The following is a 26,542-nucleotide window of genomic DNA, read 5'->3' on the forward strand; positions in this document are numbered from 1 at the left end:
GAACGTTGGAATCGGACCACTAGCGTGGTGGTTCAGAAGTTCGCTTCATTCCCCCGGCAAGTCCGTCGAGCGAACTTCTGAACCCAAACCACACTAGAATCATAAGGTTGCTAGTGCCCCTTTGATTTCGAAGTTCGGATTAAATGTCGCTGCGGAACATACGAACTTCGGAATCGAGGCACTAGGCGTGGATCGGGCATCGAAATCGACGCGATCATTCGTCGCTTCGTGATGCCGCTCATAGCTCGAGAGACCAGATATTGTGGGAATAGTTTAGTTCAATGAATACATGCCGTTTTCGTATGTTTAACAGTTCATGGCGCGACGACGCAAATTGCGTAGCCTCGCGCAAGGAGTGATGGATGGCTATGGACTCGGACAAGAGTGTCGAGAAACTCGAAGACGTGATCGTCCGTTCGGCCGAGCAAGTCGCCGGGCAAATTCGCGCGGCGCGGGATGCGATTGCCACCGTCATCTTCGGTCAGGACCGGGTGACCGAAAATACGCTGGTGACCATCCTCTCCGGGGGGCATGCGCTTCTGATCGGCGTTCCCGGCCTTGCCAAGACCAAGCTCGTGGAGACGCTCGGCGTGACGCTCGGACTCGACGCCAAGCGCGTCCAGTTCACGCCGGACCTGATGCCGTCGGACATCCTCGGCGCCGAGGTGCTGGACGAAAGCAGCATCGGCAAGCGTTCGTTCCGCTTCATTGCCGGACCGGTATTCGCACAGCTTTTGATGGCGGACGAAATCAACCGCGCCAGCCCGCGCACGCAATCAGCGCTGTTGCAGGCGATGCAGGAGCAGCACATCACTGTCGCCGGCGCGCGCCACGACCTGCCCAAACCCTTTCATGTGCTGGCGACGCAGAATCCGCTGGAGCAGGAAGGCACCTATCCGCTGCCGGAAGCACAGCTCGACCGTTTCCTGATGGAGATCGATGTCGACTATCCGGATCGCGACGCGGAACGCCGCATCCTGTTCGAGACCACCGGCGCCGAGGAGGCCCTGGCGAAAGCCGCGATGAACGCCGATGTCCTGCTCACAGCGCAACGGCTGGTGCGGCGGCTGCCGGTCGGCGACAGCGTGGTCGAAGCCATCCTGTCGCTGGTGCGCTCGGCGCGCCCCGGACCGGAAAGCGGCGAAATCGGAAAACTGATCGCGTGGGGACCGGGACCGCGCGCCAGTCAGTCGCTGATGCTGGCCGTGCGCGCTCGCGCGCTGCTCGACGGACGTCTTGCGCCGTCGATTGACGACGTGCTCGATCTCGCCGAGCCGGTGCTCAAGCATCGCATGGCGCTGACCTTCACGGCCCGTGCCGAAGGTCGCACGATTTCCGATGTCATTAAACAACTTAAAACGCGGATCGGTTGATGGTCGCAGCAGCCGGGCACGTCAGGCAGGAAATCGAAGCAGTCAGACGCGCCGATGGTGAAAGCCGCACGCTGGCGGCGTCGCTGCCGCGTCTCGTGCTGGAAGCCCGTCGCATCGCCGCCAATGTGATTCACGGCCTGCACGGCCGCCGCCGCGCAGGTTCGGGTGAAAGCTTCTGGCAATACCGCCGTTTCGTCTCTGGCGAGCCGTCGCAGAACGTCGACTGGCGTCGCTCCGCGCGCGATGATCATCTCTACGTCCGCGAGCACGAGTGGGAGGCCGCGCACACCGTGTGGGTGTGGCCTGATCGTTCGGCGTCGATGGCCTTTGCCTCCCGAAATGCGCGCGACAGCAAGCTCGAGCGCGCTTTGATCGTCACCTTCGCACTGGCTGAATTGCTGGTGGCCGGCGGTGAACGCGTCGGCGTTCCCGGGCTGATAAATCCAACCGCGAACCGCAACGTCATCGACAGAATAGCCCAGGCGATGCTCCATGACGATCTCGCGCGCGCCAGTCTGCCGCCCTCGTTCGTGCCATCGGCCCGGTCGGAGATCGTGGTGCTGTCGGACTTCTGGTCACCGATCGCCGATATCCGGACCATGCTGGCCGGATTGTCGGCTTCGGGGGCACATGGCACGCTGCTACAGGTGGTCGACCCCGCCGAGGAGACATTTCCCTATTCGGGGCGCGTCGAATTCGTCGAACCCGAGGACGGGCGGGCCATCACTGCGGGCCGCGCCGAACGATGGGCCGGAGACTACGTCGCGCGCGTGGCACTGCATCGCGACCAGATCCGCTCTGAGACCAGAACGCTCGACTGGCTGTTCTCGACCCACACCACCGACCGGTCCGCGGCGGACCTGCTGTTGTTCCTCCACGGCGGCATGATGGCGAGCAGGGGAAGCGGCGTCATCGCGGCCAAAGCGGGGCCCACCGCATGATGTCGGCGCTTCCGCTGTCATTCCTGCAACCGCTGATGCTGCTCGGCCTGCTCAGCCTGCCGCTTCTATGGTGGCTGCTTCGTGTGATGCCGCCGCGCCCGCGTCGCATCGATTTTCCGCCGACACGACTGCTGTTCGATATCGCACCGAAGGAAGACACGCCTTCGCGCACGCCGTGGTGGCTGACGGCATTGCGGCTTGCGGCGGCGGCGCTGGTGATTCTCGCTGCTGCCGGTCCGGTGTGGAATCCTAATACCGGCGCAGCCCGTAGCGCCGCGCCCTTAACGATCCTGCTCGACGATGGCTGGAGCGCCGCATCGAGCTGGGAGATGCGGATCAAGGCGGCGGATCAACTGATCACTGAGGCCGACAGCAACCGGCGGGGCGTTGCTATCGTGCCCTTGTCGGACCCGGCGCAAGACATCACGCTGATGTCCGCCGGAACCGCGCGCGTCACGCTGCGGCAGCTTGCTCCGAAGCCATTCGCGGTCGACCGCGTCGAAACGCTGCCGGCGCTTAAACGCTTCCTGAACGCGACGGGCGACAGCGATATCGCGTGGCTGACCGATGGCATCGACAGCGGGCGTGGGACGGAATTCGTCGACGGACTTCGCGAGGTGATCGGCGACCGTTCCCTCACCATCGTCGAAGGCGGCACGCTGCCCGCCCGTGCGCTGACCGCGGCAGAAAATGCCGCGGCCCGGATGACCGTGAAGGTGCTACGCGCCAACGCGAACGGCCCGGCCGCCGGGGTTGTCCGTGCGCTCGACCAGAAAGGGGCGCCGATCGGCGAGACGCAATATGTGTTTGCGCCTCAGGATCGCGAAACAGAAGCCGCGTTCGACCTGCCGCTGGAGTTGCGCAACGATATCGCCCGGCTGGAGATCGCGGGGGAGCGATCGGCGGGCGCGGTGCAATTGCTCGACAAGCGCTGGCGCCGACGCGCCATCGGCGTGGTCAGCGGATCGAGCACCGAGAGGGCGCAGCCGTTGCTTGCATCGACTTTCTACCTGAGCCGCGCGCTGGCGCCGTTCGCCGATGTCCGGCTCGGCGACAAGGGAGCCCCGCAGCAGATCATCACCCAATTTCTGGATCAGAAGCTGTCAATGATCGTAATGGCCGACGTTGGAGCGCTGTCCCCGGAACTGCGCCATCGGATCGACGATTGGATCAAACATGGCGGCGTGCTGGTGCGGTTCGCGGGGCCGCGCCTGGCGCAGGCAGACGACGATCTGGTCCCCGTAAAATTGCGGCATGGTGGCCGCAGCCTCGGTGGCAGCATGACCTGGGAAAACCCGCAGCATCTCGCTGCCTTCGCCGCGGACGGACCGTTCGCGGCGCTTCCGGTGCCGAACGACGTGACCGTCAACCGGCAGGTGCTCGCCGAACCGGATGCGAGGCTCGCGGCCAAGAGCTGGGCCTCTCTCGTCGACGGAACGCCGCTGGTGACCGGCGAGCGCCGCGGCAAAGGCCTGCTGGCGCTATTCCACATCAGCGCCGACATGCGCTGGTCCGATCTGCCAATGTCCGGCACTTTCGTCGAGATGCTGCGGCGTATCGTGGATGCTTCCGGCTACACCGCAAACACAGGCAGAACCGCAGACGCCAATGCCAAGGCGGAAACCGTCGCGCCGCTGCGGACGCTCGACGGTTTCGGCGCTTTCGGACCCCCGCCCGCCTCCGTCAAACCCTTGCGGGCCGACTATCGCGGCCGCGGCACCATTGAGCATCCACCGGGGTTCTACGGCCCCGCCGACGGGCCGATTGCTGTCAACACGCTGGCGGCGACCGACCGGATCGTGCCGCTCGACACTTCGAACCTCACGGCGCGACGGGCGAGTTTCACCAACGCCGAACCGCATGATCTGCGAGGTATCCTGCTGTCCTCGGCGCTCGCGCTGTTTCTGGCCGACGCCGTCATCGTGGCGCTGCTTGGCGGCGGCATGGCCATGCTGCTGCGTCGCCGCGCGGCTCAAGCGGCGCTGGTCGTCGCGCTTGCTCTGCCGACGATGGCGATGGCGCCTTCACTTTCGCGCGCCGACAGCGCCAGCGACGAGTTTGCCACGAAGGCCACCTCCCAGACCCGGCTCGCCTATGTCGTGACCGGCAACCCGGAGGTCGACGCCATCGTCAAGGCCGGGATGAGCGGACTTACATTGTTTCTGGCGCAACGCACGGCGCTTGAAGCCGGCGATCCGGTCGGCGTCGATCCGGCACGCGACGAACTGGCATTCTTCCCGCTGATATACTGGCCGGTCGTGCCGGGCGCGCCGAAGCCGCCGCAAAACGCTCTCGATAAGATCGACGCCTACATGAAGCAGGGCGGCACCATTCTGTTCGACACCCGAGATGCGATCGATGCGTTGCCGGGGCCGGATGGCGAATCCCGGACGCCTGGAATGCAACAACTGCGCGTCATCCTGACGTCGCTCGACATCCCCGAGCTCGAACCCGTGCCGCATGAGCATGTGCTGGCCAAGACGTTCTATCTTCTGCACGATTTTCCGGGCCGCTTCACCACCGGCCAGACCTGGGTCGAGGCCCTGCCGCGCAATGAGGATGACGAAGCGGGCTCACGGCCGGCGCGCGGCGGCGACGGCGTTTCGCCGATCATCATCACCTCGAACGATCTCGCGGGCGCCTGGGCCATGCGTCCCGACGGCCAACCGATGCTGCCGCTCTCGCCGGGCGAGCCGCGTCAGCGCGAATTCGCGTTCCGTGCCGGGGTCAACATCGTGATGTATACGCTGACGGGCAACTACAAGGCCGACCAGGTTCATGCTCCCGCGCTGATCGAACGGCTGGGGCAATAGGACCGCAGCATGCAGTACGGCATCGCCTTCACCCCCCTTGTTCCCATGATCGTGCTGTGGAGCGCCTCCGCCGCGATTGTCGTGATCACGGTGCTGCTCCTGGTCGGCCGCGCGCGCGGCGCGGCGGTACGGGTGGCGGCGCTGGCGCTGATCCTGCTCGCGCTCGCCAATCCGTCGTTCACCCGGGAGGAGCGCGAACCGCTGTCCTCGGTGGCCGCCGTCATCGTTGACAAAAGCCCGAGCCAGAATTTCGGCGACCGCACCGATCAGGCCGCGAAGACGCGCGAAGCGCTGGTCGACCGCCTCAAGCAGATCAAGGGACTTGAAGTCCGCGTCGTCGATGCAGGCCAGGCGGATGGCGAGACCGACGGCACCAAGCTGTTTTCGGCGCTTTCCTCGACCCTGTCCGATGTGCCGACCGACCGCGTCGCAGGCGCCTTCCTGATCACCGACGGGCGCGTTCACGACATTCCGGGCAACGTCTCTGCCCTGGGATTTAAGGCGCCGGTCCATGCCCTGATCACCGGCCACACGGACGAACGCGACCGCCGCGTCGCGATCGTTGCCGCGCCGCGTTTCGGTATTGTCGGACAGACCCAGACCGTCACCTATCGACTCGACGACCAGGGCGTCAGCGGCGAGCGCGCGAAAGCAGTGGTGCGCCGCGACGGCGAAGTGATCAGCGAGCGTACCGTTCTGAGCGGGGAAACCGTCAACGTCGATGTCGACATCAAACATGCCGGACAGAACATCGTCGAGATCGAAGTCTCGCCGTTGGAGAACGAACTGACGCCCGTCAACAATCGCGCCGTGGTGCCGATCGACGGCGTCCGCGACAAGCTTAGAGTGCTACTGGTATCGGGCGAGCCGCATTCGGGCGAACGCACATGGCGCAACCTTTTGAAGTCGGACCCCAGCGTCGATCTGGTTCACTTCACGATTCTGCGTCCGCCCGAGAAGCAGGACGGCACGCCCATCCACGAACTGTCGCTGATCGCTTTTCCAACGCGCGAGCTGTTTCAGGAGAAGATCAACGAATTTCAGCTCATCATCTTCGACCGCTACGCGCGCCAGGGCGTGCTGCCGACCGCCTATTTCGACAACATCGCGCGTTACGTGCGCGCGGGGGGCGCGGTGCTGGTTTCGGCCGGCCCCGACTACGCCTCGACCACCAGCATCTGGCGGACGCCGCTGGACACCGTGCTGCCCGCCGAACCGGTCGGCGTCACCGAAAAGCCGTTCCATGCCCGGCTGAGCGACGCCGGCAAGCGTCATCCTGTCACCCGGGGGCTCGAAGGCTCCGCGAGTGATCCGCCGCACTGGAGCCGATTTTTCCGCGAAGTCGACACCCGCAACGTTTCGGTGCCACCAGTTATGACCGGTGCCGACGGCCAGCCCTTGCTATTGCTGTCGCGGTATGACGAAGGCCGGGTGGCGCTGCTCTTGTCGGATCATATCTGGCTGTGGGCACGGGGCTATGAGGGCGGCGGCCCGCATCTCGATCTGCTCCGGCGGATGTCGCACTGGCTGATGAAGCAGCCCGAACTCGAGGAAGAGACGCTGCGACTTAAAGTTCACGGCAAGGATCTCATCGTGCAGCGCCAGACCATGGCCGACACCGTCAATCCGGTCACTGTGACCTCGCCCTCCGGCAAGACTCGCGAACTGTTACTGAAGGCCGCCGAACCCGGCTTGTGGGAGACGGGATTGATGGCGGACGAACTCGGATTATGGCAGGCGACCGACGGCACGCTGAAAGCTCTGGTCAATGTCGGCCCGGCCAATCCGAAGGAATTCTCGGCGGTTACGTCAACCGTGGACGAGATTAAACCGCTCGCGCAGGCCAGCGGTGGTGACGCCCGGCGGATCGCGGACGGCTCGAGCATCGACGTTCCGCGCATCGTTCCGGTGCGCGCCTCAAGCGTGTTTCGCGGCGAGGGCTGGTTGGGCGTGCGGATTCGTGACGCCAGCGTGGTCCGCGGCGTCGGCGTGCTGCCTGTGTTCTCCGGAGTGATCGGCCTGCTGTTGCTGCTGGGCGCCTTTGCCGCAACCTGGCTTCGGGAAGGACGCTGAGCTCCAATCCACTCCTGTGATCCGTTGCACAAACCACACAGTCTCGCACTGGCGACCACGTCTTTGGGCCGTCCCATTAGGTCGCCGTTGACATCCGGCCGGAACCCGGATGTTATATTGTAACGTCTGAGATACCGCGAAGGCGTGGACACGTTGCAATGAAGTGGTTCCGGTCGAACATCAAACACGGATCGCGGCTTGCGCTGTTCGCGCTTGCGATCCAGTTTGTCCTGTCGTTCGGGCATCATCACGGTGCTGCCGCCCTTGAGGCACCGACCTCGGTGCAAACCAACGCATCCGTGCCAGCCAGCGACCCGGCCGCTGCCCGAACCGGTGCGACCGTAGACCCGCAACACGCAGTTCTAACCAATTCCGCCAAAACGTTCGTCACGAGTCCGGCCGGACCGACAGGTGACGATCAGGAACGCGACCGATGCGCCGTTTGCGCCGTCATGGCGCTGGCGGGCACGATGCTGTTCACCGGGCCTCCTGTTTTGCTGTTGCCCGACGCCTGTAATTTCCTTCATCTAGTGATCGAAGCCGAGTTCAATCACCTTGAATCGCGGCCTATCGCCTTCCAACCACGCGCCCCTCCTTCGTCCTGATGTCGATCCGGCAATAGCGCGCTGCGCAACCCATTGCCGAGGAACTTCGCAAGTTTATCGACTTTGACGGCCATACGAACGCCAATGAGCGGAAGCCGGCCGTACCAGGATCCGCAGGATGTCCCTTTCTCCCAGTCGTTTTCTCACACTGGCGCGCCTCAGCGCAGTGTCGCTTCCGGCCCTTGCCGTGGTGTTCTCCGATGACGTTTCCGCCCAAACGGCCCTGCCCGGAATCGTGGTCAACGCGCCCAGTCCGATCGTGCGCCACGCACGGCCGACTCGGACGACACCCGCGCGCACGGCTCGCCGTGGCACGACCAGGGCTCCTACGCCCCGGCAACCCGAGGTAGCCCGCACCGCGCCGCCGGCAACTCCCGCCAATCTGCAGGGCACGTTGCCCATCGTGACCGATCAGTTCGCGACCGTGACCGTCGTCACCAACGAAGAGATTCGGCGCAACGGGGCCGCGACGCTGGGCGACCTGCTCAACAACAAGCCGGGCATCACCGGCTCATCCTTCGCCCCCGGCGCATCGAGCCGGCCCATCATCCGCGGCCTCGACGTCAATCGCGTCGGCATCGTGGAGAACGGTATCGGAAGCAACGGTGCGTCCGATCTCGGCGAGGACCATTTCGTGCCGATTGACCCGCTTTCGACCAATCAGGTCGAGGTCATTCGCGGCCCGGCGGCGCTGCGTTACGGTTCGACGGCCATCGGCGGAATGGTCAGCGCCAGCAACAATCGCATTCCCGAAACCACGCCATGCGCGGCACCGTTGACAACGCAAACCTACGGTTATGCCGTCAAGGCGCCGCAACTGCCGACTCCCCCTGGCTGCGTGAACGTAGAGACACGAGGAGCGGTCTCGAGCGTGAACAACGGTCGTGAAGGCGCGGTTCTGCTCGATGCCGGCGGCAACAACGTGGCGATTCACGCCGACGCCTTCGCACGGCGGACCGAGGACTATGCGATCCCCGGCGGCGTGCAGAAAAACACCGCGACCGACTCCAATGGAGCTTCAGTCGGCGGCTCGTATTTGTTCGACGGCGGATTCGTCGGAGCCGCGATCACGCAGAACAACAGCCTGTACCACATTCCAGGCCAAGAGGGCGAAGAGCTCGGCACCCGGATCAACGCGCATCAGACCAAATTCGCCGCAAAAGGCGAATATCGGCCCGATGCGGCGGCGGTCGATGCCATTCGGTTCTGGGTCGGCGCGACCGACTACAAGCACAATGAACTCGCCCTTGCCGACGCAGCTGATCCGGCCAGCGACGGCGTTCGCCAGACATTCACCAACAAGGAGCAGGAAGGCCGGATGGAAGTGCAGTTCGCTCAGACCAACCTGCGCTTCGCTGCTCTGACAACCGCGATCGGCGTCCAGGGGTCGCACCAGGAACTGACCGCGCCGAGTCCCGACGATCCGTTTAGCCCGCTCAACGGCCTGTGGGATCCGAACAGCAATGGAAGGTTCGCTGGCTATATCTTCAACGAGTTCACGTTCAGCGACACGACCAAGGCACAGGTCGCCGGTCGGATCGAACACGTGAACCTCAATGGCTCAACTCCGAGCACCATGCCCGAACTGTTCGACCTCACCGTCGATCCGGGCGTGATCGGTGCCGCAACGCCGCGGGCCCTGAACTTCACGCCAAAAAGCACCAGTGTCGGTCTGATTCAGAACCTGCCCTGGAATCTGGTGGCGAGCCTGACCGGACAATACGTCGAACGCGCGCCGAAGCCAGCGGAGCTATTCTCCCGCGGCGTGCATGATGCGACGATAACCTATGACATCGGCAATCCGAATCTCGGCATCGAGACCGCGAAGTCGATCGAGGCCGGATTACGCCGAGCGACGGGGCCGCTGCGGTTCGAACTGACCGGCTATTATACGCGGTTCAACGGCTTCATCTACCGGCGCCTGACCGGCAACACCTGCGACGAAACGGCGTGCGTGGCCGGACCGGGTCTGGAATTGAAGCAGGCCATCTACTCCCAGACCGATGCCGTTTTCCGCGGCGGCGAATTCCAGTTTCAATACGACGTTCTGCCGGTGTGGAACGGCCTCTTCGGCATCGAGGGACAGTATGACATTGTCCGCGCGACCTTCACGGACGGCTCCAACGTACCGCGAATTCCGCCGCAGCGTCTGGGAGGAGGTATCTACTACCACGGCGCCAACTGGCTGGCTCGCATCAACCTGCTCCATGCCTTCGCACAGAACGACGTGAGCGGCGTCGAGACGCCTACCCCCGGCTACAACCGGCTGCGAGCCGAGGTCAGCTATACGACCACGCTGCCCAGAAACAACTGGTGGGGCGGGCAGCCGGTGACCATCGGTCTCGCCGGCGACAATCTGCTGAACGAGCAAATTCGCAATGCCGTCGCCTTCAACAAGGACCAGGTGTTGCTGCCGGGACTGAACGTACGGATATTCGCAAACGTGAAGTATTAAGCAGGCTTTCATCATGGCCGGATTGTTCCGGCCATGATGCTTGAATTTGACTTCTGTTCATTGGCTCTGGTCCGCCCCCTCCCACGCGAACCTCCAGTCAGGCCGGATCATGCCCGAGACTCCGTCGAACGCACCAGGAGCCAGCTCGCATACCAACAGGCGGGCCCGGTCCACCGGACCTGGCATGTCGACCTGGCCTTTCGGGATCATCTTGAAACCGACGCGACCGTAATAGGATTCGTCGCCAACAAGCACGATGAGACGGTGCCCTTTCGCTTTCGCGTCGCCGAGCGCGCGCTCGAGCATCGCGCGGCCAATGCCGCGGCCACGGAACGGCGGCTCGACCGTCAGCGGACCGAGGAGCAGCGCCGGCGTGTCGCCGATGCAGACCGGCAACAATCGAACCGAGCCGACCAGCAGAGTGCCGATGTGGGCGGTCAGGGAGAGGTCCAGCAAATGATCAACATGCTCGCGCAGGCGGTAAGCGCTGAGCACGAAACGACCGGGACCGAAGGTGCGTTCGTGCAGACGCTCGATAGCCTGCGCGTCATTGGCGGTTTCGGTCAGGAGAGTGAGGGAGAGATCGGACATGAGGAAGGCGGATAGCATCTGTCACGGGCGCGGTCCATCGCCTGCCGCCGATTGCGGCCGGGCCGATCACCTGCGCCAGGTGAGTACCGGCGGCTCATGATGAAGGACTTCCGCGATTCGGAGCCGCGTGCCGACTGTGGTCTCGGCCGGCAAGGCATCGACGGCGAAAAAACCGCAATCGATGATCTCCCGATTTGGTTCGGGCTTGCGATCCTGCCGGAAGTCCCTGACGACGTAGACAGCGACATGATCGCGCCGCGAAACGTGGCTGTTGAAAAAAATACCGTGCAACGCCGGTTCGCCGTGTATTTCGATTCGCCCTTCTTCAATGAGTTCGCGTTGCAGCGCCATACGTGACGTCTCGCCGACCTCGACGCCGCCGCCGGGCAGATGCCAGCCCGCCACATAGCCATGCTTGACCAGAAAGACCCTGTTGTCGGCGTCGAGCACCACGCCGCGCACGCCGAGCGTCATGCCGCGGGCGAACCGGAAGTACAGGTGAAATAGCCGGCGTAACGCGGGCTCGCAAAAGCACCGCAGACGGTGGAAATTCATGACGCTTAGCCCCCGAATCCGCGACGCGACGACTCGCTCTTGCATGATCGCTTGCATCCTAGCGGTGCTCTTGCCAAAACTTCAGAATATTCCCGGGTACGAGATACCGGGTACGAGGTAAAGGTGAAGCAGCTTCATGACAGGGACAGAGGCTCGCCATCGCGGCGGGCAACATTCAAGATCGCAGGCGGCGGCGCGATGGCACTCCCCGCCGGCGCTTTGATCGGCAGCCCCTGATGACAACCATCACGCTCGCGCACCTGTCCGATCCGCACCTTGGACCGCTGCCTCCGCCGCGACTGCATCAGCTCATAGGCAAGCGCGCGATCGGCTATCTAAACTGGAAACGCGGCCGTCACGCCATCCATCGGCGCGATGTGCTGGACGCTGTGGTCGCCGATATCAAGGCGCAATCGCCCGATCACATCGCGGTCACCGGCGATCTCATCAATCTCGCACTTCCGGACGAGTTCACGCAGGCGCGCGCATGGCTGGGCGACGTCGGCACCCCACACGACGTCACCCTCGTGCCCGGCAATCACGATGCCTACGTTCGCCCGACGAAAAAACAGATTTCCGAATGGAAGGAATATATGCGCGGCGATAGCGTCCGCGAAGGGACGCCGCTTTCCTTTCCGTTCCTGCGACGCAGAGGGCCGCTGACGCTGATCGGCGTGTCTTCGTCGGTACCGACCGGTCCCTTCATGGCCACTGGGCGGCTGGGGTCCGACCAGCTCGATGCGCTGGACCGCGGTCTCTCACAGCTTGAGAGCGATCCGAACTTTCGCGTGCTGCTGATCCACCATCCGCTGTCTTCGAAAGATTCGTACAAACGACTGACGGATGCCGACGCACTTCTGGCTCTTCTGAAGCGGCGCGGCGTGGACCTGATCCTGCACGGCCATGATCATATCCATTCGACCATGTGGTTCGAGGGACCGCACGGCCGGATCCCCGCCATCGGTGTGCCGTCGGCATCCGCGATGCCGCACCGGCATTATCCACCTGCCGCTTACAACCTGTTTTCGATCACGCGCGATGGAAACGCCTGGCGTTGCGAGCAGCGAGTGCGCGGCTTTGCCGATCAAGCAGCGATTGAACGTCAGGAAATCAATGAATTGCAGCGGACAGAGCTAATCTAGAGTCTTTCACCGTTTCATAGAAACGGTGAAAGACTCTATCTTTATGTTTTGACGCGTTTTCTTCACGCGAACTGGCACCCACTTCGCTCGAAAACGCTATATCCGCGCTACAGTACGCAATCACCACTTGTGAAAAATGAAAAATGCGCCGAGGGCAACGAACGCAAAGCCCAGACCGTGATTCCAGCTCAACGGCTGTTTCAGATACAGCACGGAGAAGCCGGCGAACACGACAAGTGTAATTACTTCCTGAATGGTTTTGAGCTCGGCCGCCGAATAGACCGAGCTACCCCAGCGATTGGCTGGCACCGCGAGCCAGTACTCGAAAAACGCGATAGCCCAGCTGGCCAGAATGACCAGAGAAAGCGGACTTTCCTTGAATTTCAGATGCCCATACCAGGCGAAAGTCATGAAAACGTTCGAGCAGAACAGCATCAGGATCGGCAGGAGCCACGACGGAATCGCGATGGGCATGGCTGAACTTTCGGAAACGATCGTAGGAAAGCTAGCGTTTTCGAGCGAAGTGGAATCCGGTTCGCGTGAAGAAAACGCGTCAAATCAAAAAGCTGGAGTCTTTTACCGTTTCCATGAAACGGTGAAAGACTCTAGGCCTGCTTACAGCGTGAACCCACAGCAAGCGAGGAGGAACTGTGCTGCACGTATGCCCAAAGCCGTGCCGATAGAAACAAATCCTACCCCCCAGTCCGGAAGTAGGGTTCAACCGTGCCGCTGAGCTTGATGGTCAACGGATTACCGTGGCGATCCTTGGCACTGCCGGCGGCAACACGTATCCAGCCTTCGCTGACACAATACTCCTCGACGTTGGTTTTTTCGACACCCTTGAAACGGATACCGATATCGCGCGACAGAATCTCAGCATCGTAATAGGCGCTGCGCGGATCGGTCGACAAACGGTCGGGCAGCCGGTCATTCGCGGTCTGGTCGGTCAAAGCAGGGCCTCGATTTCTTCGGTTAGTTTTTTGGGTTTGGTGGTCGGAGCGTGGCGAGCGACCACCCTCCCCTGCCGGTCCACGAGAAACTTTGTGAAATTCCACTTGATTGACTCGCCCAGCAGACCCGGCTTCTCGTTCTTCAGATGCTTGAACAACGGATGCGCGTCCGCCCCGTTGACATCTATCTTTTCAAACATCGGAAAGGTCACGTCATACGTGGTAGCGCAGAACTGCTGGATGTCAGTGGACGACCCCGGTTCCTGCTTGCCGAACTGATTGCAGGGGAAGCCAAGAACGGAAAATCCGCGCGGGTTCATCGCGCGATATAGTTCCTCTAGGTCCTTGTATTGCGGCGTGAAGCCGCAGGCGCTCGCAGTGTTCACGATCAAAAGGACGCGGCCTTCGAACTGTCTCAACGCGCAGGGCTCGCCGGCCAGCGTGTTCGCGCAGAAATCAAAGACGCTGGCCATTCAACAACCTTTCGATCAAGCTACGACTGGCCGACCGTTCCGTGCCGGTCAATGCCGCGTGGAAGACCGGCTGACCTAGTCCAGGATGGCTTCGGTGAACGGAAATTCGAGGACGATTTCACCGGTGGCGTCGGTCACTTCCAGCACTGCATTGAGGATCGCCTTCTGTTCGCCGTCCGACTTGAGAATTTCGCGGATCGTCGTTCGGGCGGCACGCCAGGCTTGGTCGGGATCGCGCAAATCCTCGCCTTCCGGATCCAGAATCAGGTCGCTTCCGATGCGGGTGTTAAAAAAATATCGGGGCATGAACAATCCATAACGGGGTGGGCCTTGAGTCCGCCGTTCTCACAAGTTTTTTATCGAACGACAAGCCTGCACTGCAATAGGCTTTATTTGTCGCAAAATTGCGTCCGTCCCGTTTCAAGCTCCTAGTAATCCATACGCGGATCAATATTCCGCCTCAAACGTTAGCACCGAGTCCCGCTCTTGATCAGGCTATCTTTTCTTCGTCATGTCGACATAACCTGGCTTGCAGCGGGTTATGGGAATTTTCCTAAACGGCGCGCGTCCTCGAACAAAGAAGAACGTCATGAACCCTGTCAGTGAACTCCAGAACCACGGCCAGGCCATCTGGCTCGATTTCCTTGCGCGCGGTTTCATAAACAAGGGTGATTTGAAGCATCTTGTCGAGAACGACGGAATACGCGGGGTTACCTCCAATCCCTCAATTTTCGAGAAGGCAATCGGGAGTTCGGACGAATATGACAGCGCTATAGTCAGCCTGCTCAAAAACGGCGACCGATCGGTCGCCGATCTCTACGAGCGGCTCGCCGTAGAGGACATCCAGCACGCCGCCGATGTGTTGCGGCCGGTCTACGATCGGCTCCATGGCGCCGATGGTTTCGTCAGTCTTGAGGTTTCGCCGTATCTTGCGAACGATACCAAGGCGACGATTGCCGAAGCTAAGAGGCTGTGGAAGGCCGTCGACCGCAAAAACCTGATGATCAAGGTGCCGGCGACGCCGAATGGCTTGCCCGCGATCCGTCACCTGATTTCCGAGGGCATCAGCATCAACATCACGTTGTTGTTCTCCCAAAAGGTCTACGTCGAGGTAGCTGAGGCGTATCAGGCCGGGCTTCGAGAATATGTCCGAAATGGCGGGGATCCCGCACATGTTGCAAGCGTCGCCAGCTTCTTCGTCAGCCGAATCGATAGCGCTGCCGACAAGCAGCTCGACGAAAAGATCGCGCAAGCCAACGATCCTGCGGAGAAAGCGCGTCTTGCCGCGCTCAAGGGCCAGGTCGCGATTGCCAATGCCAAGCTCGCCTATCAGGATTACAAGCGGCTGTTTGCCGGCGAAGACTGGCAAAAGCTGGAAGCCGAAGGCGCCAGACCGCAGCGGCTGCTATGGGCTTCGACCGGGACCAAGAACAAGGACTACCGTGACGTCCTCTACGTTGAGGAGTTGATCGGTTCAGACACTGTCAATACTGTGCCGCCGGCGACCCTTGAGGCCTTCCGCGATCACGGCAAGCTGCGCGATAGCCTCGAGGAAAGTTTGGATGACGCACGGCAAGTGCTCACCGCGCTCGCGGAAGCCGGAATCTCGCTCGATGCGATCACCCGGGACCTCGTGAAAGAGGGCGTGCGGCTGTTCGCGGACGCGGCCGACAAATTGCTCGGCGCCGTCGCCCGGAAGCGGGAAAAGATTCTCGGTTCTGCCATCGACCGACAGACCTTGTCGCTGGACCCCGCCACGGCGAAATCCGTCGAAGCAGAGGCGGATGACTGGCGAGCCGCCGGCACCGTCCGCAAGCTATGGCAGCAGGATAAGTCGGTGTGGACCGGCGCGGACGAAGACAAATGGCTGGCCTGGCTGACGAGTCCTGCCGCCGAGTTTAATCGGGCAGCTGACTACGAGGACTACGCGCAGCGAGTGAAGAAGCAAAAATTCACCGACGCGGTTGTCCTCGGCATGGGCGGATCAAGCCTGGGTCCGGAGGTGCTGGCGAAGACCTTTCCGAAGGCAGCAGGTTTCCCGAAACTACATGTGCTGGACTCAACCGATCCCACCCAGATTCGTTCGCTTGAAGCCGCAATCGACGTCGACAGGACTGTCTTCATCGTGTCCAGCAAGTCCGGCGGAACGACAGAACCAAATGCACTGAAAGACTATTTTCATGCGCGGGTGGCCAAGGCCATCGGCGCCGACAAAGCCGGCCACCGCTTCATCGCGATCACCGATCCGGGGTCCTCGCTTGACGAGGAAGCGGCGAAGCTCGGCTACGCGCGCACCTTCCACGGCGATCCCGCAATCGGCGGCCGCTATTCGATCCTGTCTCCTTTCGGCCTGGTCCCGGCGGCAACAGCGGGAATCGATGTGACAGGATTGCTCGAGAATGCACTCGTCATGGTGCGATCCTGTGGCGCCCAGGTCCCACCGCATGACAATCCTGGCGTTCAGCTCGGATTAGCCATGGGTCTCGCGGGGCGCGAAGGCCGTGACAAGGTCACTATTCTGGCGTCTCCGAAAATCGCTGATTTTGGTGCATGGGCCGAGCAACTGATCGCCGAATCGACCGGCAAGGAGAGCAAGGGCCTTATTCCGATCGACGGCGAACCGCTCGCCGATGCGAACCTTTACGGTAATGACCGCTTCTTCATCGATATCCGCACGGCGGATGAAGAGGATGCCGCTCATGATGAGAAATTGCGCGCGCTCGAAAGCGCTGGACATCCGGTGGTCCGGATCGTGATGAACTCGGTCGATCAGATCGGTCAGGAATTTTTCCGGTTCGAGATGGCCGTCGCAGTCGCCGGCTCGGTTCTCGGCATCAATCCGTTCGATCAGCCTGACGTCGAAGCTGCCAAGGTCAGGACTCGCGAATTGACGTCAGCCTTCGAGAAAACGGGCAGGCTTCCCAAGGAAAAGCCGGCGATTTCCGCCGCCGGCTTCGATCTTTACACCGACGCTGAGAATGCGCGCGCGTTACGCGAGAAGGGCGGCGACGGTGAGCTATCCTCGTGGCTCAAGGCGCATCTCGCGCGCGCAGAGCCCGGCGATTATGTCGCCTTTCTGGCTTACGTCGCGCGCGATGACGAACACATCGGTGATCTACAGCGGATGCGCCTCGCCGTTCGCGACCGGAAGAAAGTCGCCACCTGTGCCGAGTTCGGCCCACGTTTCCTGCATTCGACTGGCCAGGCCTACAAAGGCGGTCCCGACAGCGGCGTTTTTCTCCAGATCACCGCCGACGACCCACGGGATTTGAAGATTCCCGGCCGGAAAACGAGCTTCAGTATTATCAAGGCTGCGCAGGCGCGCGGCGATTTCGATGTGCTCACCCGGCGGGGACGGCGAGCGCTTCGCGTGCATCTCAAGGGAGATCTTCAATCCGGCTTGTCGCGGCTCGACGAGGCGATCAGCCGAGCTCTCATGTGACCATGGCCATGACGCGTCAGGTTGTGACGTTGCGTCAGGAAACAAACGTTCGCCAGCCGCGTCAAGCTGGGATCTTGCTCCTTGCCGTCGTTCATCGCGATCCACATTCGCCAATCTTCCTGAAACACCCGAGGTGTTGGGCCATACCGTGAACCGCACGCATCATTGAACCATCGGACCGCCCGTGGAATGTCCAGACCACGAGGGGCTCCCGGAGGAGGGATCGGACCAATGCAGATAGGTATGATCGGACTGGGGCGAATGGGGGCCAACATCGTTCGCCGCCTGATGAAAAAGGGAGGTCATCAGGCCGTCGTCTATGACATCAGCGACCAGGCCGTCGCCGCGATTGCCGCGGAGGGAGCCTCAGGCGCGATTGATCTCCAAGACTTCGTCCGCAAGCTCGAAAAGCCGCGCGCCATTTGGATCATGCTGCCCGCCGGAGCGATTACGGAGTCCACCATCGCGACGATCGCCGGGCTGCTCGATAAAGATGATGTCATCATCGATGGCGGCAATACCTTCTGGCAGGACGATATCCGGCGCGCGAGAACGCTGCGCGACAAGGGCATCTACTATGTCGATGTAGGCACCAGCGGCGGAGTTTGGGGCTTGGAACGCGGGTATTGCATGATGATCGGCGGCGACAAGGCCGTGGTTGATCGTCTCGACCCGATTTTCGCGTCGCTGGCGCCCGGACGCGGCGGCATTCCGGGAACGCCGAGCCGCGACGGCCGTGATCCGCGCGTCGAGCAAGGCTACCTCCACACGGGGCCCGTTGGCTCCGGCCATTTCGTCAAGATGGTTCATAACGGAATCGAATACGGCCTGATGCAGGCCTTTGCCGAAGGCTTCGACATTCTCAAAAACGCGAACACCAATGCGCTGCCAGAGCATCATCGGTTCAAGCTTGACCTCGCAGATATTGCCGAGGTGTGGCGCCGCGGCAGTGTGATTTCATCCTGGCTGCTCGATCTCACCGCTTCTGCGTTGGCCCGCAGCGAGACTCTCGAGGCTTACTCGGGATTTGTCGCAGATTCCGGCGAGGGTCGCTGGACGGTCAACGCCGCCATTGATGAAGCCGTTCCGGCCGAAGTTCTAACGGCCGCACTGTTCGCGCGCTTTCGCTCGCGTCAGCAACATACGTTCGCAGAGAAAATCCTCTCGGCGATGCGAGAGGGATTCGGGGGGCACAAGGAGCCAGGAGAAACCGATCCATCTACAAAGGGGAGGACCGCGAGTTGATGACGGTCGCAAGCAACAAGCCGCGCAACCCGGAGCCATGCTGCTTCGTCATTTTTGGTGTCACCGGAGATCTCACCCATCGCCTGATCATTCCGGCACTCTACAATCTTGCCGAATCCGGCTTGCTGCCGGAGCAGTTTTGCCTCGTCGGTATCGTCCGCAAGCAGATGTCGGAAGACGATCTTCGGCAAAGCCTGATGGAGGGTTTGAAAAAGCATGCCACGCGGCCGGTCAAAACCGAAATTGCCGACAAGGTGCTTAATTGCCTGACGTGCGTCGAAGCCGACCCCTCCGATCCATCCTCATTCGATACGCTGAGCAAGGCCTGTGAAAGGCTTGAGACAAGAACGGGGACGTGCGGCAATCGCCTGTTCTATCTTGCCGTGCCGCCGACAGCCTTTGCACCGATCGCAGAACAACTTGGCCGCGTCGGTCTACTGCGAGAGACAAACGGCACGTGGCGTCGCCTAGTGGTCGAAAAGCCTTTCGGCACCGATCTTGCGTCTGCCAGAGCGCTCAACGCCAGGCTGCTAAAGATCGCCAACGAACATCAGATCTATCGGATTGACCACTATCTCGGCAAGGAGACCGTCCAGAACATCCTTGTTCTTCGTTTCGCCAACGGCATGTTCGAGCCGATCTGGAATCGCAACCACATCGATCATATCCAGATCACCGTCGACGAAAAGCTGTCGGTCGGACATCGCGGCAGCTTCTACGACGCTACCGGAGCACTGAGAGACATGGTGCCGAACCATCTGTTCCAGTTGCTCTCGCTGGTGACCATGGAGCCACCGAGGCGATTCGAAGCTCACGCGGTGCGTTCAGAGAAGGCGGAAGTGCTGGCCGCAATCCAGACGCAAACGCCGGAGGAGGCGCTGAGAAATTCTGTGCGCGGACAATATTACGCCGGGCAGGTCGGCGACGAGGCGGTCGTCGATTACCGCGACACCCCCGACGTCAAGCCCAACAGCACCACCGAGACCTATGCGGCGCTCAAGCTGACCATCGACAACTGGCGATGGGCCGGCGTTCCATTCTACTTGCGGACCGGCAAGGCTCTCGGCCTCAAGCGCACCGAGGTGGCCATCAAGTTCAAACAGGCGCCGTTCGCGATGTTTCGCTGCACGCCGGTGGACCAGCTGTCGCAAAACTATTTGGTCATCGGCATCGAGCCGGCCGAAGGCATCACGATGCAATTCAATACCAAAGTACCTGGCCCCACGATCTCGATCGACGGCGTCGAGATGAAATTCCGCTACAAGGATTACTTCCACGCTGCACCGAGTACCGGTTACGAAACCCTGATCTACGATTGCATGACCGGCGACAACATCCTGTTTCAGCGCGCTGACGGCGTGGAGGCCGGCTGGCAGGCGGTGCAGCCGTTCCTCGACGCCTGGAAGAAGGCCGGCGCCAACGGGCTGGTGGGCTATAAGGCGGGCAGCGAAGGCCCCCGTGAGGCCGACGAACTGCTGGCGCGGGACGGCAACCAGTGGCGCGAGCTGACATGACATCCGCTAACGCGGCGGACCGCAGGTTTCAGGTGCTCCCAGATGCGGAAGCAGTCGCTACCGAAGCAGCGGAACGAATGATCTCCCGGATTGCGGAAAATGCAACGCGGCCGGCGATTTGCCTGACCGGCGGCTCCGGCCCAAAAGCGCTCTACGCGCTGCTGGGAAGCCCGGACTATCGTTCGCGGATCGCCTGGGACCGCGTTCACTGGTTCATTGGGGACGAGCGTTTCGTGAGCGCGGACGACAAGCGCAACAATATGGCGATGGCCAGGGACCTTTTTCTGAACCGTTGCGCTCCGCCGGGAAATATCCATCCTATGCCGACGGATGCTCACGATCCGGATACGACGGCGCGGCTTTACGAGCGCGAACTCCAACTCTTTTACAACGCGCGTCGTCTCGATGCAGCCAAACCGCTTTTTGATGTCGTTTTGATGGGGCTTGGACCGGACGGTCACACCGCCTCTTTGTTTCCGGAAGATCGAGCGCTCGACGAGACCGAACGATGGGTCGTCGGCGTGGACCACGCGCACGTCGAGCCTTTTGTTCCCCGCGTCACCCTGACGCTCCCGGCGCTGGCCTCCTCACGCGAGATGCTGTTTCTCGTCAGCGGTAAAGCCAAGCAAGGCATCCTCTCGAAAGTCATGGCGGGCGCCGATCTGCCCGGTACACGCGCACATTCCAGCGGCATCACAACGTGGCTGACCGATGCCGCGGCCGCAGGATCGCCGGCATGAATGCGGGCGGAGATGCCGCCTTTTGCGCGCTGATTGTCATGGGCGTGTCGGGATCTGGTAAAAGCACCATTGCGGTTGCGCTAGGACAACGACTGGGATGGATAGTTGAGGATGCCGACCGTTTTCATGCGGAAAGCAATATTGATAAAATGCGCGCCGGCATCGCATTGAACGATGACGACAGGCGGCCGTGGTTACGCGCCATCGCCGCGGAGATCGGCCGCAGACGTGCAAACGGCACGAGCGTGATCATGGCCTGCTCCGCGCTCAAGCGCGCCTATCGCGACATTCTCGTGCAAGGTCATAGCGACACCCGCATCGTCTACCTGCGCGGCGACAGAAGCCTGATCATGAGCCGTCTCAAGGCGAGAGGCGATCATTTCATGCCGCAGGCGTTGCTCGAGAGCCAGCTCGCAACACTGGAGGAGCCTACCGAGGATGAGCGACCGATCGTTGTCGACATCGATGCGAGCGTGGACGAAATTACCGATCGAATCGTCACCATGCTCGACGCGGGCTGGATACTCTCATGAACAGCATTTCCCTCGTGATTTCGGACGTTGACGGAAGTCTGCTAACGCCCGACAAACGTCTGACGGAAGCTGCAATCCAGGCGGTGAAACGACTTGCCGAAAGAGATATCAGCTTCACGATCACCAGCAGCCGCCCTCCCTTGGGTATGCGAATGCTGATCGAGCCGCTCAATATCCAACTGCCGCTCGGCGCATTCAACGGCAGTCTGATGATCGATCCCGCCCTCAAGATGCTTCGAAGGACTGCCATTTCAGCGTCGGCCGCCCGACGAGCGATCGACGCGCTGAAAACTTCCGAAACCGACATTTGGCTGTTCACCGCGGACCGTTGGCTTATCACGCGCGACGATGGCCGCTACGTTCCGCATGAGCAGCACACAATCCGAATGGCTCCGGTTATGGTTTCCGATTTTGAGGAATTCACAGACGACGCCTCCAAGATCGTTGGCGTCAGCGCCGATCCCGAGAAGCTCGCCCGTTGCGAGATGGCGATGCAGGTGGCCCTCGCCGGCCAGGCGAAGGTTGTCCGATCGCAGAGCTATTATCTCGACATCACACCTGCCGGAGAGGACAAGGGCACATTCGTGGAGACGTTAGCGAAGCGCCTCAACATTTCAACGCGCAACATCGCGACCATCGGAGACATGCAGAACGATCTGGCCATGTTTGCCAAAAGCGGCCTGTCATTTGCCATGGGAAATGCCGAAGACAACGTGAAGGCGCAAGCCACTCGTGTCACCGATAGCAATGAAAACGACGGTTTCGCCAAGGCGATCGATCAGATCATGGCCCTCGACTAGCCGCTATGCCCTTGCCCGCTGCATCGCCGGTTTACGTGCCGCGTTGAGATTGTGGATGGTGTTGACCAGCGCAATGTGGGTCAGTGCCTGCGGAAAATTTCCCGTCATGCGACGGGCAACCGTATCATACTCCTCCGACAGCAGGCCAAGGTCGTTCGCCACCCCCGCAACCCGCTTCAGCAGCATCTCGGCCCGCTCGATATCGCCGCTCAGGACATAGGCATCGGCGAGCCAGAGCGTGCAGGCCAGAAAGGCTCCCTCGATCGGCGGCTGTTCGTCTGACACCGCGCGCGGATCGTGCCTGAGCACGAAGCCGTCCGGCATCAGATGCCTCTCCACCGCTGCGAGCGTTCCCACAACACGCGGATCAGACGCCGGCAGGAAGCCGACCGACGGAATGAGAAGCGTGCTGGCATCAAGCAGCTTCGAGCCGTAGGATACGACGAAGGTATTTTGTTCGCGATCAAAACCCTTTTCGCAGACGTCGCGATGGATCGTATCACGCAGTTCACGCCAACGCTCGACCGGCGCTTCGAAACCGAAATGCTCCACGCTCTTGACGCCGCGGTCGAACGCTACCCAGACAAGCACCTTCGACGAGACATAGTGCTTGCCAGGTCCCCTTAGTTCCCAGATACCTGAATCTGTTTCATTCCAAATACGGCCGAGATGCTCGAGTAGCTCGCATTCCAGCGCCCAGGTTGGCTCACTCAGCTTGAGGTTCGCCTCCCTCGACTGGTGAAATACGTCCATCAGTTCGCCGTAGACATCAAGCTGGAGCTGGGCATGCGCCGCATTTCCGATCCTGACCGGCCGCGCGCCCTCATAACCAGGCAGCCAGTCTGCCTCCCATTCCGTCAGGCGACGTTGTCCCAGGATGCCATACATGATCTGCATGTCGGAGGGCGAGCCTGCGACCGATCTCAGCAGCCAGTCGTGCCACTCCGACGCCTCATCGTAATAGCCGCTGTTCATCAGCGCGAGCAGCGTAAAGGTCGCGTCGCGCAGCCAGCAGAACCGGTAATCCCAGTTACGTGCACCGCCAAGCTTTTCGGGAAGCGAGGTTGTCGGAGCCGCGACAATGCCGCCAGAAGGCGCATAGATCATGGCTTTCAGGACAACCAGCGAGCGCATTGCGAGATCACGATACGGACCGTCATAGTCAAACTTTTCGCACCACTCGCTCCAGAACGCCTCCGTGTCCCGCAGCGCTTTCGCAGGATCGATCGGGGGTGGAACGGCGAAATGCGATGCGCCGTACGCCATGACAAACGGAATCGTCTGCCCGGCGCTGACCTCGAAGTCCGCGACGGTGGTCATGTTCTCGCCGTGAGTCTCAACCGGCGTGCGCAACACCAGCATGTCCGGCCCGCAAATGGCGAGCAGCGCCCTGTCCTCCGTGCGGCGGACCCATGGCGCGTTCTTACCGAAGCCGAACCGGATTACCATATCCATGTGCATCTTCACGCGGCCGCGGTCGCCCCGGACGAGGCGAACGATGTCGGACACCGTGCCGCGCGGCGGCATGAAATCAATCAAAGTGACAGCGCCGCCGGCGGTTTCAAACCGGGTTTCGAGGATAAGGCCGTCTCCGCGATATTGATGACTCGATCGCTCGATCTTTTCCGAAGGAGCGATCCGCCAATGGCCGTTACGCTCATCGCCCAGGAGGGCGGCAAAGCAGGCATCGGAATCGAAGCACGGCCAGCAAAGCCAGTCGAGTGACCCCGTCCGGTCGACGAGCGCGACGGTCTCGCCGTCGCCGATGATTCCATAGTCTTCGATGTTGCTGGGCAATTTGCGGAACTCGGCAGGTGAGCTGAAAACAAAATGACGGAACGCCAATATTATTCATCGCCGGGTAGTTGGCCATCCCGCCTGGTGAACTTTCTGGAAAAGAATGTCATGTAAATGGAGAGCGAGCGACTGGATGCGAACGCACGGGTACCCATTGTGATCCACCGCTTAGCGCAGTTGCTCGCCAAATTTTCGGCATAAGGTTCGGCTCATGCCTCGCCTTATGAAGCATCCCCAGCCGCATCATACATGTCCGGCATAGGCGATCATGCTCAAAGGTAAGTCAGAATTTGGTTCTACGGCGTTGAATGAGAACCTAGCGGCTATAGCCGTTGGCGCGGGAATAAACCGAACGGTTTTCCTGCACGGACCGGCTGTCCGAGCTGGTGCCTCGTTTACTCACCGCGGGTTTGCCGGGTTCGATATTTTCGAGAAAGACGGGCTCGGAAAAATAGAAGCCCTGCGCATATTTTATCCGCGTCGCTGCCTGCAAATAAGCGAGCTCCTCGAATTTCTCGACGCCTTCCGCGATCACCGCCATTCCCAAGGCATCGCCGAGAGATTCAATCGCCTTGAGGATACCCTGGCTGCGCGGACGCTTGTGGATATCGACGATGAACGACCGGTCAATCTTGATTTCATCAGCGGTGATATCGGCGAGGGCCGACAGAGACGAATATCCGATCCCGAAATCATCGATGGAGATTTTGACGCCTAGCCTTCGCAGGACTGGCAGAATCTCCGTCTGGAACCGGGTTTTCGCCACGAACGCATCTTCGGTGACCTCGACGATGAATCGCGTTGCGCAACCGGTCTTCTCCAGCGCCCGTGCGAAGGATGTCATGAATACCACGTTGCCAGCCTGCTTGGCGGCGACGTTGATGCTAATGCTAACATCGGTGCCGAACGCATCGTCGATGAGATCGATTGACCTCATGATTTCGGCCAGAACCAGATGCGTTAACTCATCGATCAAGCCGAGTTCAATCGCGAGATCAACGAACGTTCCAGGCGCCTGAATGATACCGTCATCGTTGCGCAGCCGAACCAGCGCCTCAATGCCTTTGATCTGCTCGGTTCTGATGTCCACCTTGGGCTGGAACGCGCAACAGAACCGCTTGTCGAGAATCGCGAGCCGCAACGATTGCTCGATCTTCATTCGGGTCAATGCCTCGTGCTGCATTCCGGAATCAAAGATGGCGGCTCCGCCCTTTGTGTCGTTCTTGATCTGATACATCGCGGTGTCGGCGTTCTGCCGCAGAACCTCATAAGTGTCGCCGTGATCCGGATAGATGCTCACTCCGATCGATGCGGACGCGAACAGTTCCGATCCGTCGATGAAAAATGGCGCCTTAAGCCGCTGCAATAGAAATTCAATGTATTCGGCGAGCTCGGCGTCGCTTTGGACCGGGTTGAGCAGGAGCAGAAACTCGTCGCCGCTGATCCGGGAGAGCATATCGGTGGCACGTAGGCCAAGGTCCAAGCGTCTGGCAACTTCGATCAGAAGCCCGTCACCGGATGCATGGCCGTAGTAGTCGTTGATGTGTTTGAAGTTGTCGATGTCGAGAAACGCCACCGCAAATCTAACGGAATGTTCCCCCTCGCGGATGAGGCTGTTGGCGTGCTGTTCGATGACGCGCCGGGTCGGCAAGCCCGTCAGCTCGTCATAATACGCACAACGAAAAAGCTCTTCCTCAACGGCCTTTTGACGGCTGATATCAACCGAGCTCGACAACACAAGCTTTCTGTTCGAAATCACGACAGGCTCATGCGTCGTCAGAAAGATCTTCGTCGCATGATCCGTTCGAATGTACTCTTCGGATATCCTGCTCCCGCCCGATTGCAGAACCCCGCGAGCGAGATTTATGCGATCATTCAGCTCTTTTGACGGGAGCGGCGCACCTGACACCGTTCCGACGATGTCCCGCGCCGGCACATTGAACTGGGCCACGGCGGCCGCGTTCACGAACACGAAGTTTCCCTGCTCGTCCTGAACCGTCACGGCTGTCGGAAGCGATCTAACAACTTCAATCAGGAAATTCAGTCGCGAGGAATCCCTTATCTCGAGCGGGAAGTCATTTCGGCTGGCCTCCAGTCCATCGGGAGGTCTCGGTCCACTCTCACTGGCGACAACAGAAAATTCGTTTCGCTCAGGCGTACCGGACATGGACTTCCCAACCTTCACCGCGTCTGAAAGGGGAAACTACCGGACTTTCAGGCTCTTGCGGGCAGCAACGGTGGTCGCGGTCAAATACAGCGCATCACCTTCTGCCTTCACAAGAAGGAATACTCCGCCACGTTGTAGGTTTAGTTAAATCCGACGCATAAACACGGCCGCACTTTCCACACCAAATGCAGCGCCGCTCATATCAGCTTCGTTATATTGTTACCAATGCATGAACCGGGGCACTAAATTCTCCGTTCCGAAGACCTAGCTCTGCGCTCGCGATAATTAAGAGAAGAATTGACGCCACGAGCGGGATTTACGGAGCTATTGAAC

General features: G+C 60.9%; 21 protein-coding genes. 13 read left to right on the plus strand and 8 right to left on the minus strand.

Going from position 1 to position 26,542, the window contains the following annotated elements; all coding sequences use genetic code 11:
* The first annotated feature begins 368 nt into the window (after positions 1-368).
* The 6 genes from B2M20_RS14055 (at position 369) to B2M20_RS14080 (ending at position 10,260) form a co-directional block, all read left to right on the plus strand.
* Positions 369-1,373: an AAA family ATPase gene (locus tag B2M20_RS14055; RefSeq protein WP_079447632.1), complete on the plus strand. Its 1,005-nt coding sequence runs from the start codon at positions 369-371 to the stop codon at positions 1,371-1,373.
* Complete coding sequence (locus B2M20_RS14060; protein WP_173816007.1) at positions 1,373-2,314, plus strand: DUF58 domain-containing protein; 942 nt, start codon at positions 1,373-1,375, stop codon at positions 2,312-2,314. Before B2M20_RS14055 ends, B2M20_RS14060 begins: the two co-directional genes overlap by 1 nt.
* Positions 2,314-5,127, plus strand: a complete 2,814-nt coding sequence (locus B2M20_RS14065) for a DUF4159 domain-containing protein (RefSeq protein ID WP_079447712.1) — start codon at positions 2,314-2,316, stop codon at positions 5,125-5,127. The genes B2M20_RS14060 and B2M20_RS14065 overlap by 1 nt, the downstream gene beginning before the upstream one ends.
* Before the next feature lie 9 nt (positions 5,128-5,136).
* Entirely contained in the window at positions 5,137-7,200 is a 2,064-nt protein-coding gene (locus B2M20_RS14070; RefSeq protein ID WP_079447634.1) for a hypothetical protein, read from the plus strand.
* Positions 7,201-7,358: 158 nt separating this feature from the next.
* The gene (locus tag B2M20_RS14075; RefSeq protein WP_079447635.1) at positions 7,359-7,805 is read left to right on the plus strand and encodes a DUF2946 domain-containing protein; all 447 of its coding nucleotides are present in this window, start codon (positions 7,359-7,361) and stop codon (positions 7,803-7,805) included.
* Positions 7,806-7,923: 118 nt separating this feature from the next.
* A complete protein-coding gene (locus B2M20_RS14080) occupies positions 7,924-10,260 on the plus strand; it encodes a TonB-dependent receptor (RefSeq protein ID WP_079447636.1) in 2,337 nt (778 codons plus the stop codon).
* Between the two features lie 57 nt (positions 10,261-10,317).
* On the opposite strand, the gene B2M20_RS14085 is transcribed toward B2M20_RS14080, so the two are convergent.
* Together B2M20_RS14085 and B2M20_RS14090 are read right to left on the minus strand one after the other, a co-directional pair.
* Positions 10,318-10,851: a GNAT family N-acetyltransferase gene (locus B2M20_RS14085; protein WP_079447713.1), complete on the minus strand. Its 534-nt coding sequence runs from the start codon at positions 10,849-10,851 to the stop codon at positions 10,318-10,320.
* A gap of 66 nt (positions 10,852-10,917) precedes the next feature.
* Positions 10,918-11,406 carry an NUDIX domain-containing protein gene (locus B2M20_RS14090; protein ID WP_079447714.1) on the minus strand — a complete coding sequence of 163 codons (489 nt, stop codon included), beginning with the start codon at positions 11,404-11,406 and terminating at the stop codon, positions 10,918-10,920.
* Between the two features lie 236 nt (positions 11,407-11,642).
* On the opposite strand from B2M20_RS14090, the gene B2M20_RS14095 reads away from it, so the two are divergent.
* A complete protein-coding gene (locus tag B2M20_RS14095; RefSeq protein WP_079447637.1) occupies positions 11,643-12,548 on the plus strand; it encodes a metallophosphoesterase family protein in 906 nt (301 codons plus the stop codon).
* Positions 12,549-12,668: 120 nt separating this feature from the next.
* On the opposite strand, the gene B2M20_RS14100 is transcribed toward B2M20_RS14095, so the two are convergent.
* From B2M20_RS14100 to B2M20_RS14115, 4 genes are all read right to left on the minus strand, one after another.
* Entirely contained in the window at positions 12,669-13,022 is a 354-nt protein-coding gene (locus B2M20_RS14100; protein ID WP_079447638.1) for a DMT family protein, read from the minus strand.
* Between the two features lie 218 nt (positions 13,023-13,240).
* Positions 13,241-13,498 (minus strand): DUF3297 family protein, encoded by a 258-nt coding sequence (locus B2M20_RS14105; protein ID WP_079447639.1) that lies wholly within the window; start codon positions 13,496-13,498, stop codon positions 13,241-13,243.
* A complete protein-coding gene (locus B2M20_RS14110; RefSeq protein WP_079447640.1) occupies positions 13,495-13,971 on the minus strand; it encodes a glutathione peroxidase in 477 nt (158 codons plus the stop codon). Before B2M20_RS14110 ends, B2M20_RS14105 begins: the two co-directional genes overlap by 4 nt.
* A gap of 75 nt (positions 13,972-14,046) precedes the next feature.
* A complete protein-coding gene (locus tag B2M20_RS14115) occupies positions 14,047-14,277 on the minus strand; it encodes a DUF6894 family protein (RefSeq protein WP_079447641.1) in 231 nt (76 codons plus the stop codon).
* A 283-nt stretch (positions 14,278-14,560) separates the two neighbouring features.
* Here B2M20_RS14115 and B2M20_RS14120 point away from each other — a divergent pair, with 283 nt between their 5' ends.
* From B2M20_RS14120 to B2M20_RS14145, 6 genes are all read left to right on the plus strand, one after another.
* Positions 14,561-17,413 (plus strand): bifunctional transaldolase/phosoglucose isomerase, encoded by a 2,853-nt coding sequence (locus B2M20_RS14120; RefSeq protein ID WP_079447715.1) that lies wholly within the window; start codon positions 14,561-14,563, stop codon positions 17,411-17,413.
* Positions 17,414-17,644: 231 nt separating this feature from the next.
* The gene (gnd, locus tag B2M20_RS14125; protein ID WP_079447642.1) at positions 17,645-18,658 is read left to right on the plus strand and encodes a phosphogluconate dehydrogenase (NAD(+)-dependent, decarboxylating); all 1,014 of its coding nucleotides are present in this window, start codon (positions 17,645-17,647) and stop codon (positions 18,656-18,658) included.
* Positions 18,658-20,172, plus strand: coding sequence for a glucose-6-phosphate dehydrogenase (gene zwf / locus B2M20_RS14130; RefSeq protein WP_079447643.1), 1,515 nt, complete (start codon positions 18,658-18,660; stop codon positions 20,170-20,172). The genes gnd and zwf overlap by 1 nt, the downstream gene beginning before the upstream one ends.
* Entirely contained in the window at positions 20,169-20,912 is a 744-nt protein-coding gene (gene pgl, locus B2M20_RS14135; RefSeq protein WP_079447716.1) for a 6-phosphogluconolactonase, read from the plus strand. The genes zwf and pgl overlap by 4 nt, the downstream gene beginning before the upstream one ends.
* Positions 20,909-21,445, plus strand: coding sequence for a gluconokinase (locus B2M20_RS14140; protein ID WP_079447644.1), 537 nt, complete (start codon positions 20,909-20,911; stop codon positions 21,443-21,445). The genes pgl and B2M20_RS14140 overlap by 4 nt, the downstream gene beginning before the upstream one ends.
* Entirely contained in the window at positions 21,442-22,245 is an 804-nt protein-coding gene (locus tag B2M20_RS14145; RefSeq protein WP_079447645.1) for a Cof-type HAD-IIB family hydrolase, read from the plus strand. Before B2M20_RS14140 ends, B2M20_RS14145 begins: the two co-directional genes overlap by 4 nt.
* A 3-nt stretch (positions 22,246-22,248) precedes the next feature.
* Here B2M20_RS14145 and B2M20_RS14150 read toward each other — a convergent pair whose 3' ends face one another.
* Complete coding sequence (locus tag B2M20_RS14150; protein ID WP_079447717.1) at positions 22,249-24,042, minus strand: glycoside hydrolase family 15 protein; 1,794 nt, start codon at positions 24,040-24,042, stop codon at positions 22,249-22,251.
* 316 nt (positions 24,043-24,358) lie between these two features.
* On the minus strand, positions 24,359-26,209 hold the full coding sequence (locus B2M20_RS14155; RefSeq protein ID WP_079447646.1) for a putative bifunctional diguanylate cyclase/phosphodiesterase: 1,851 nt from the start codon (positions 26,207-26,209) through the stop codon (positions 24,359-24,361).
* Positions 26,210-26,542 lie beyond the last annotated feature (333 nt).

The sequence above is a fragment of the Nitrobacter vulgaris genome (assembly GCF_002028545.1).
Taxonomy (GTDB): domain Bacteria; phylum Pseudomonadota; class Alphaproteobacteria; order Rhizobiales; family Xanthobacteraceae; genus Nitrobacter; species Nitrobacter vulgaris.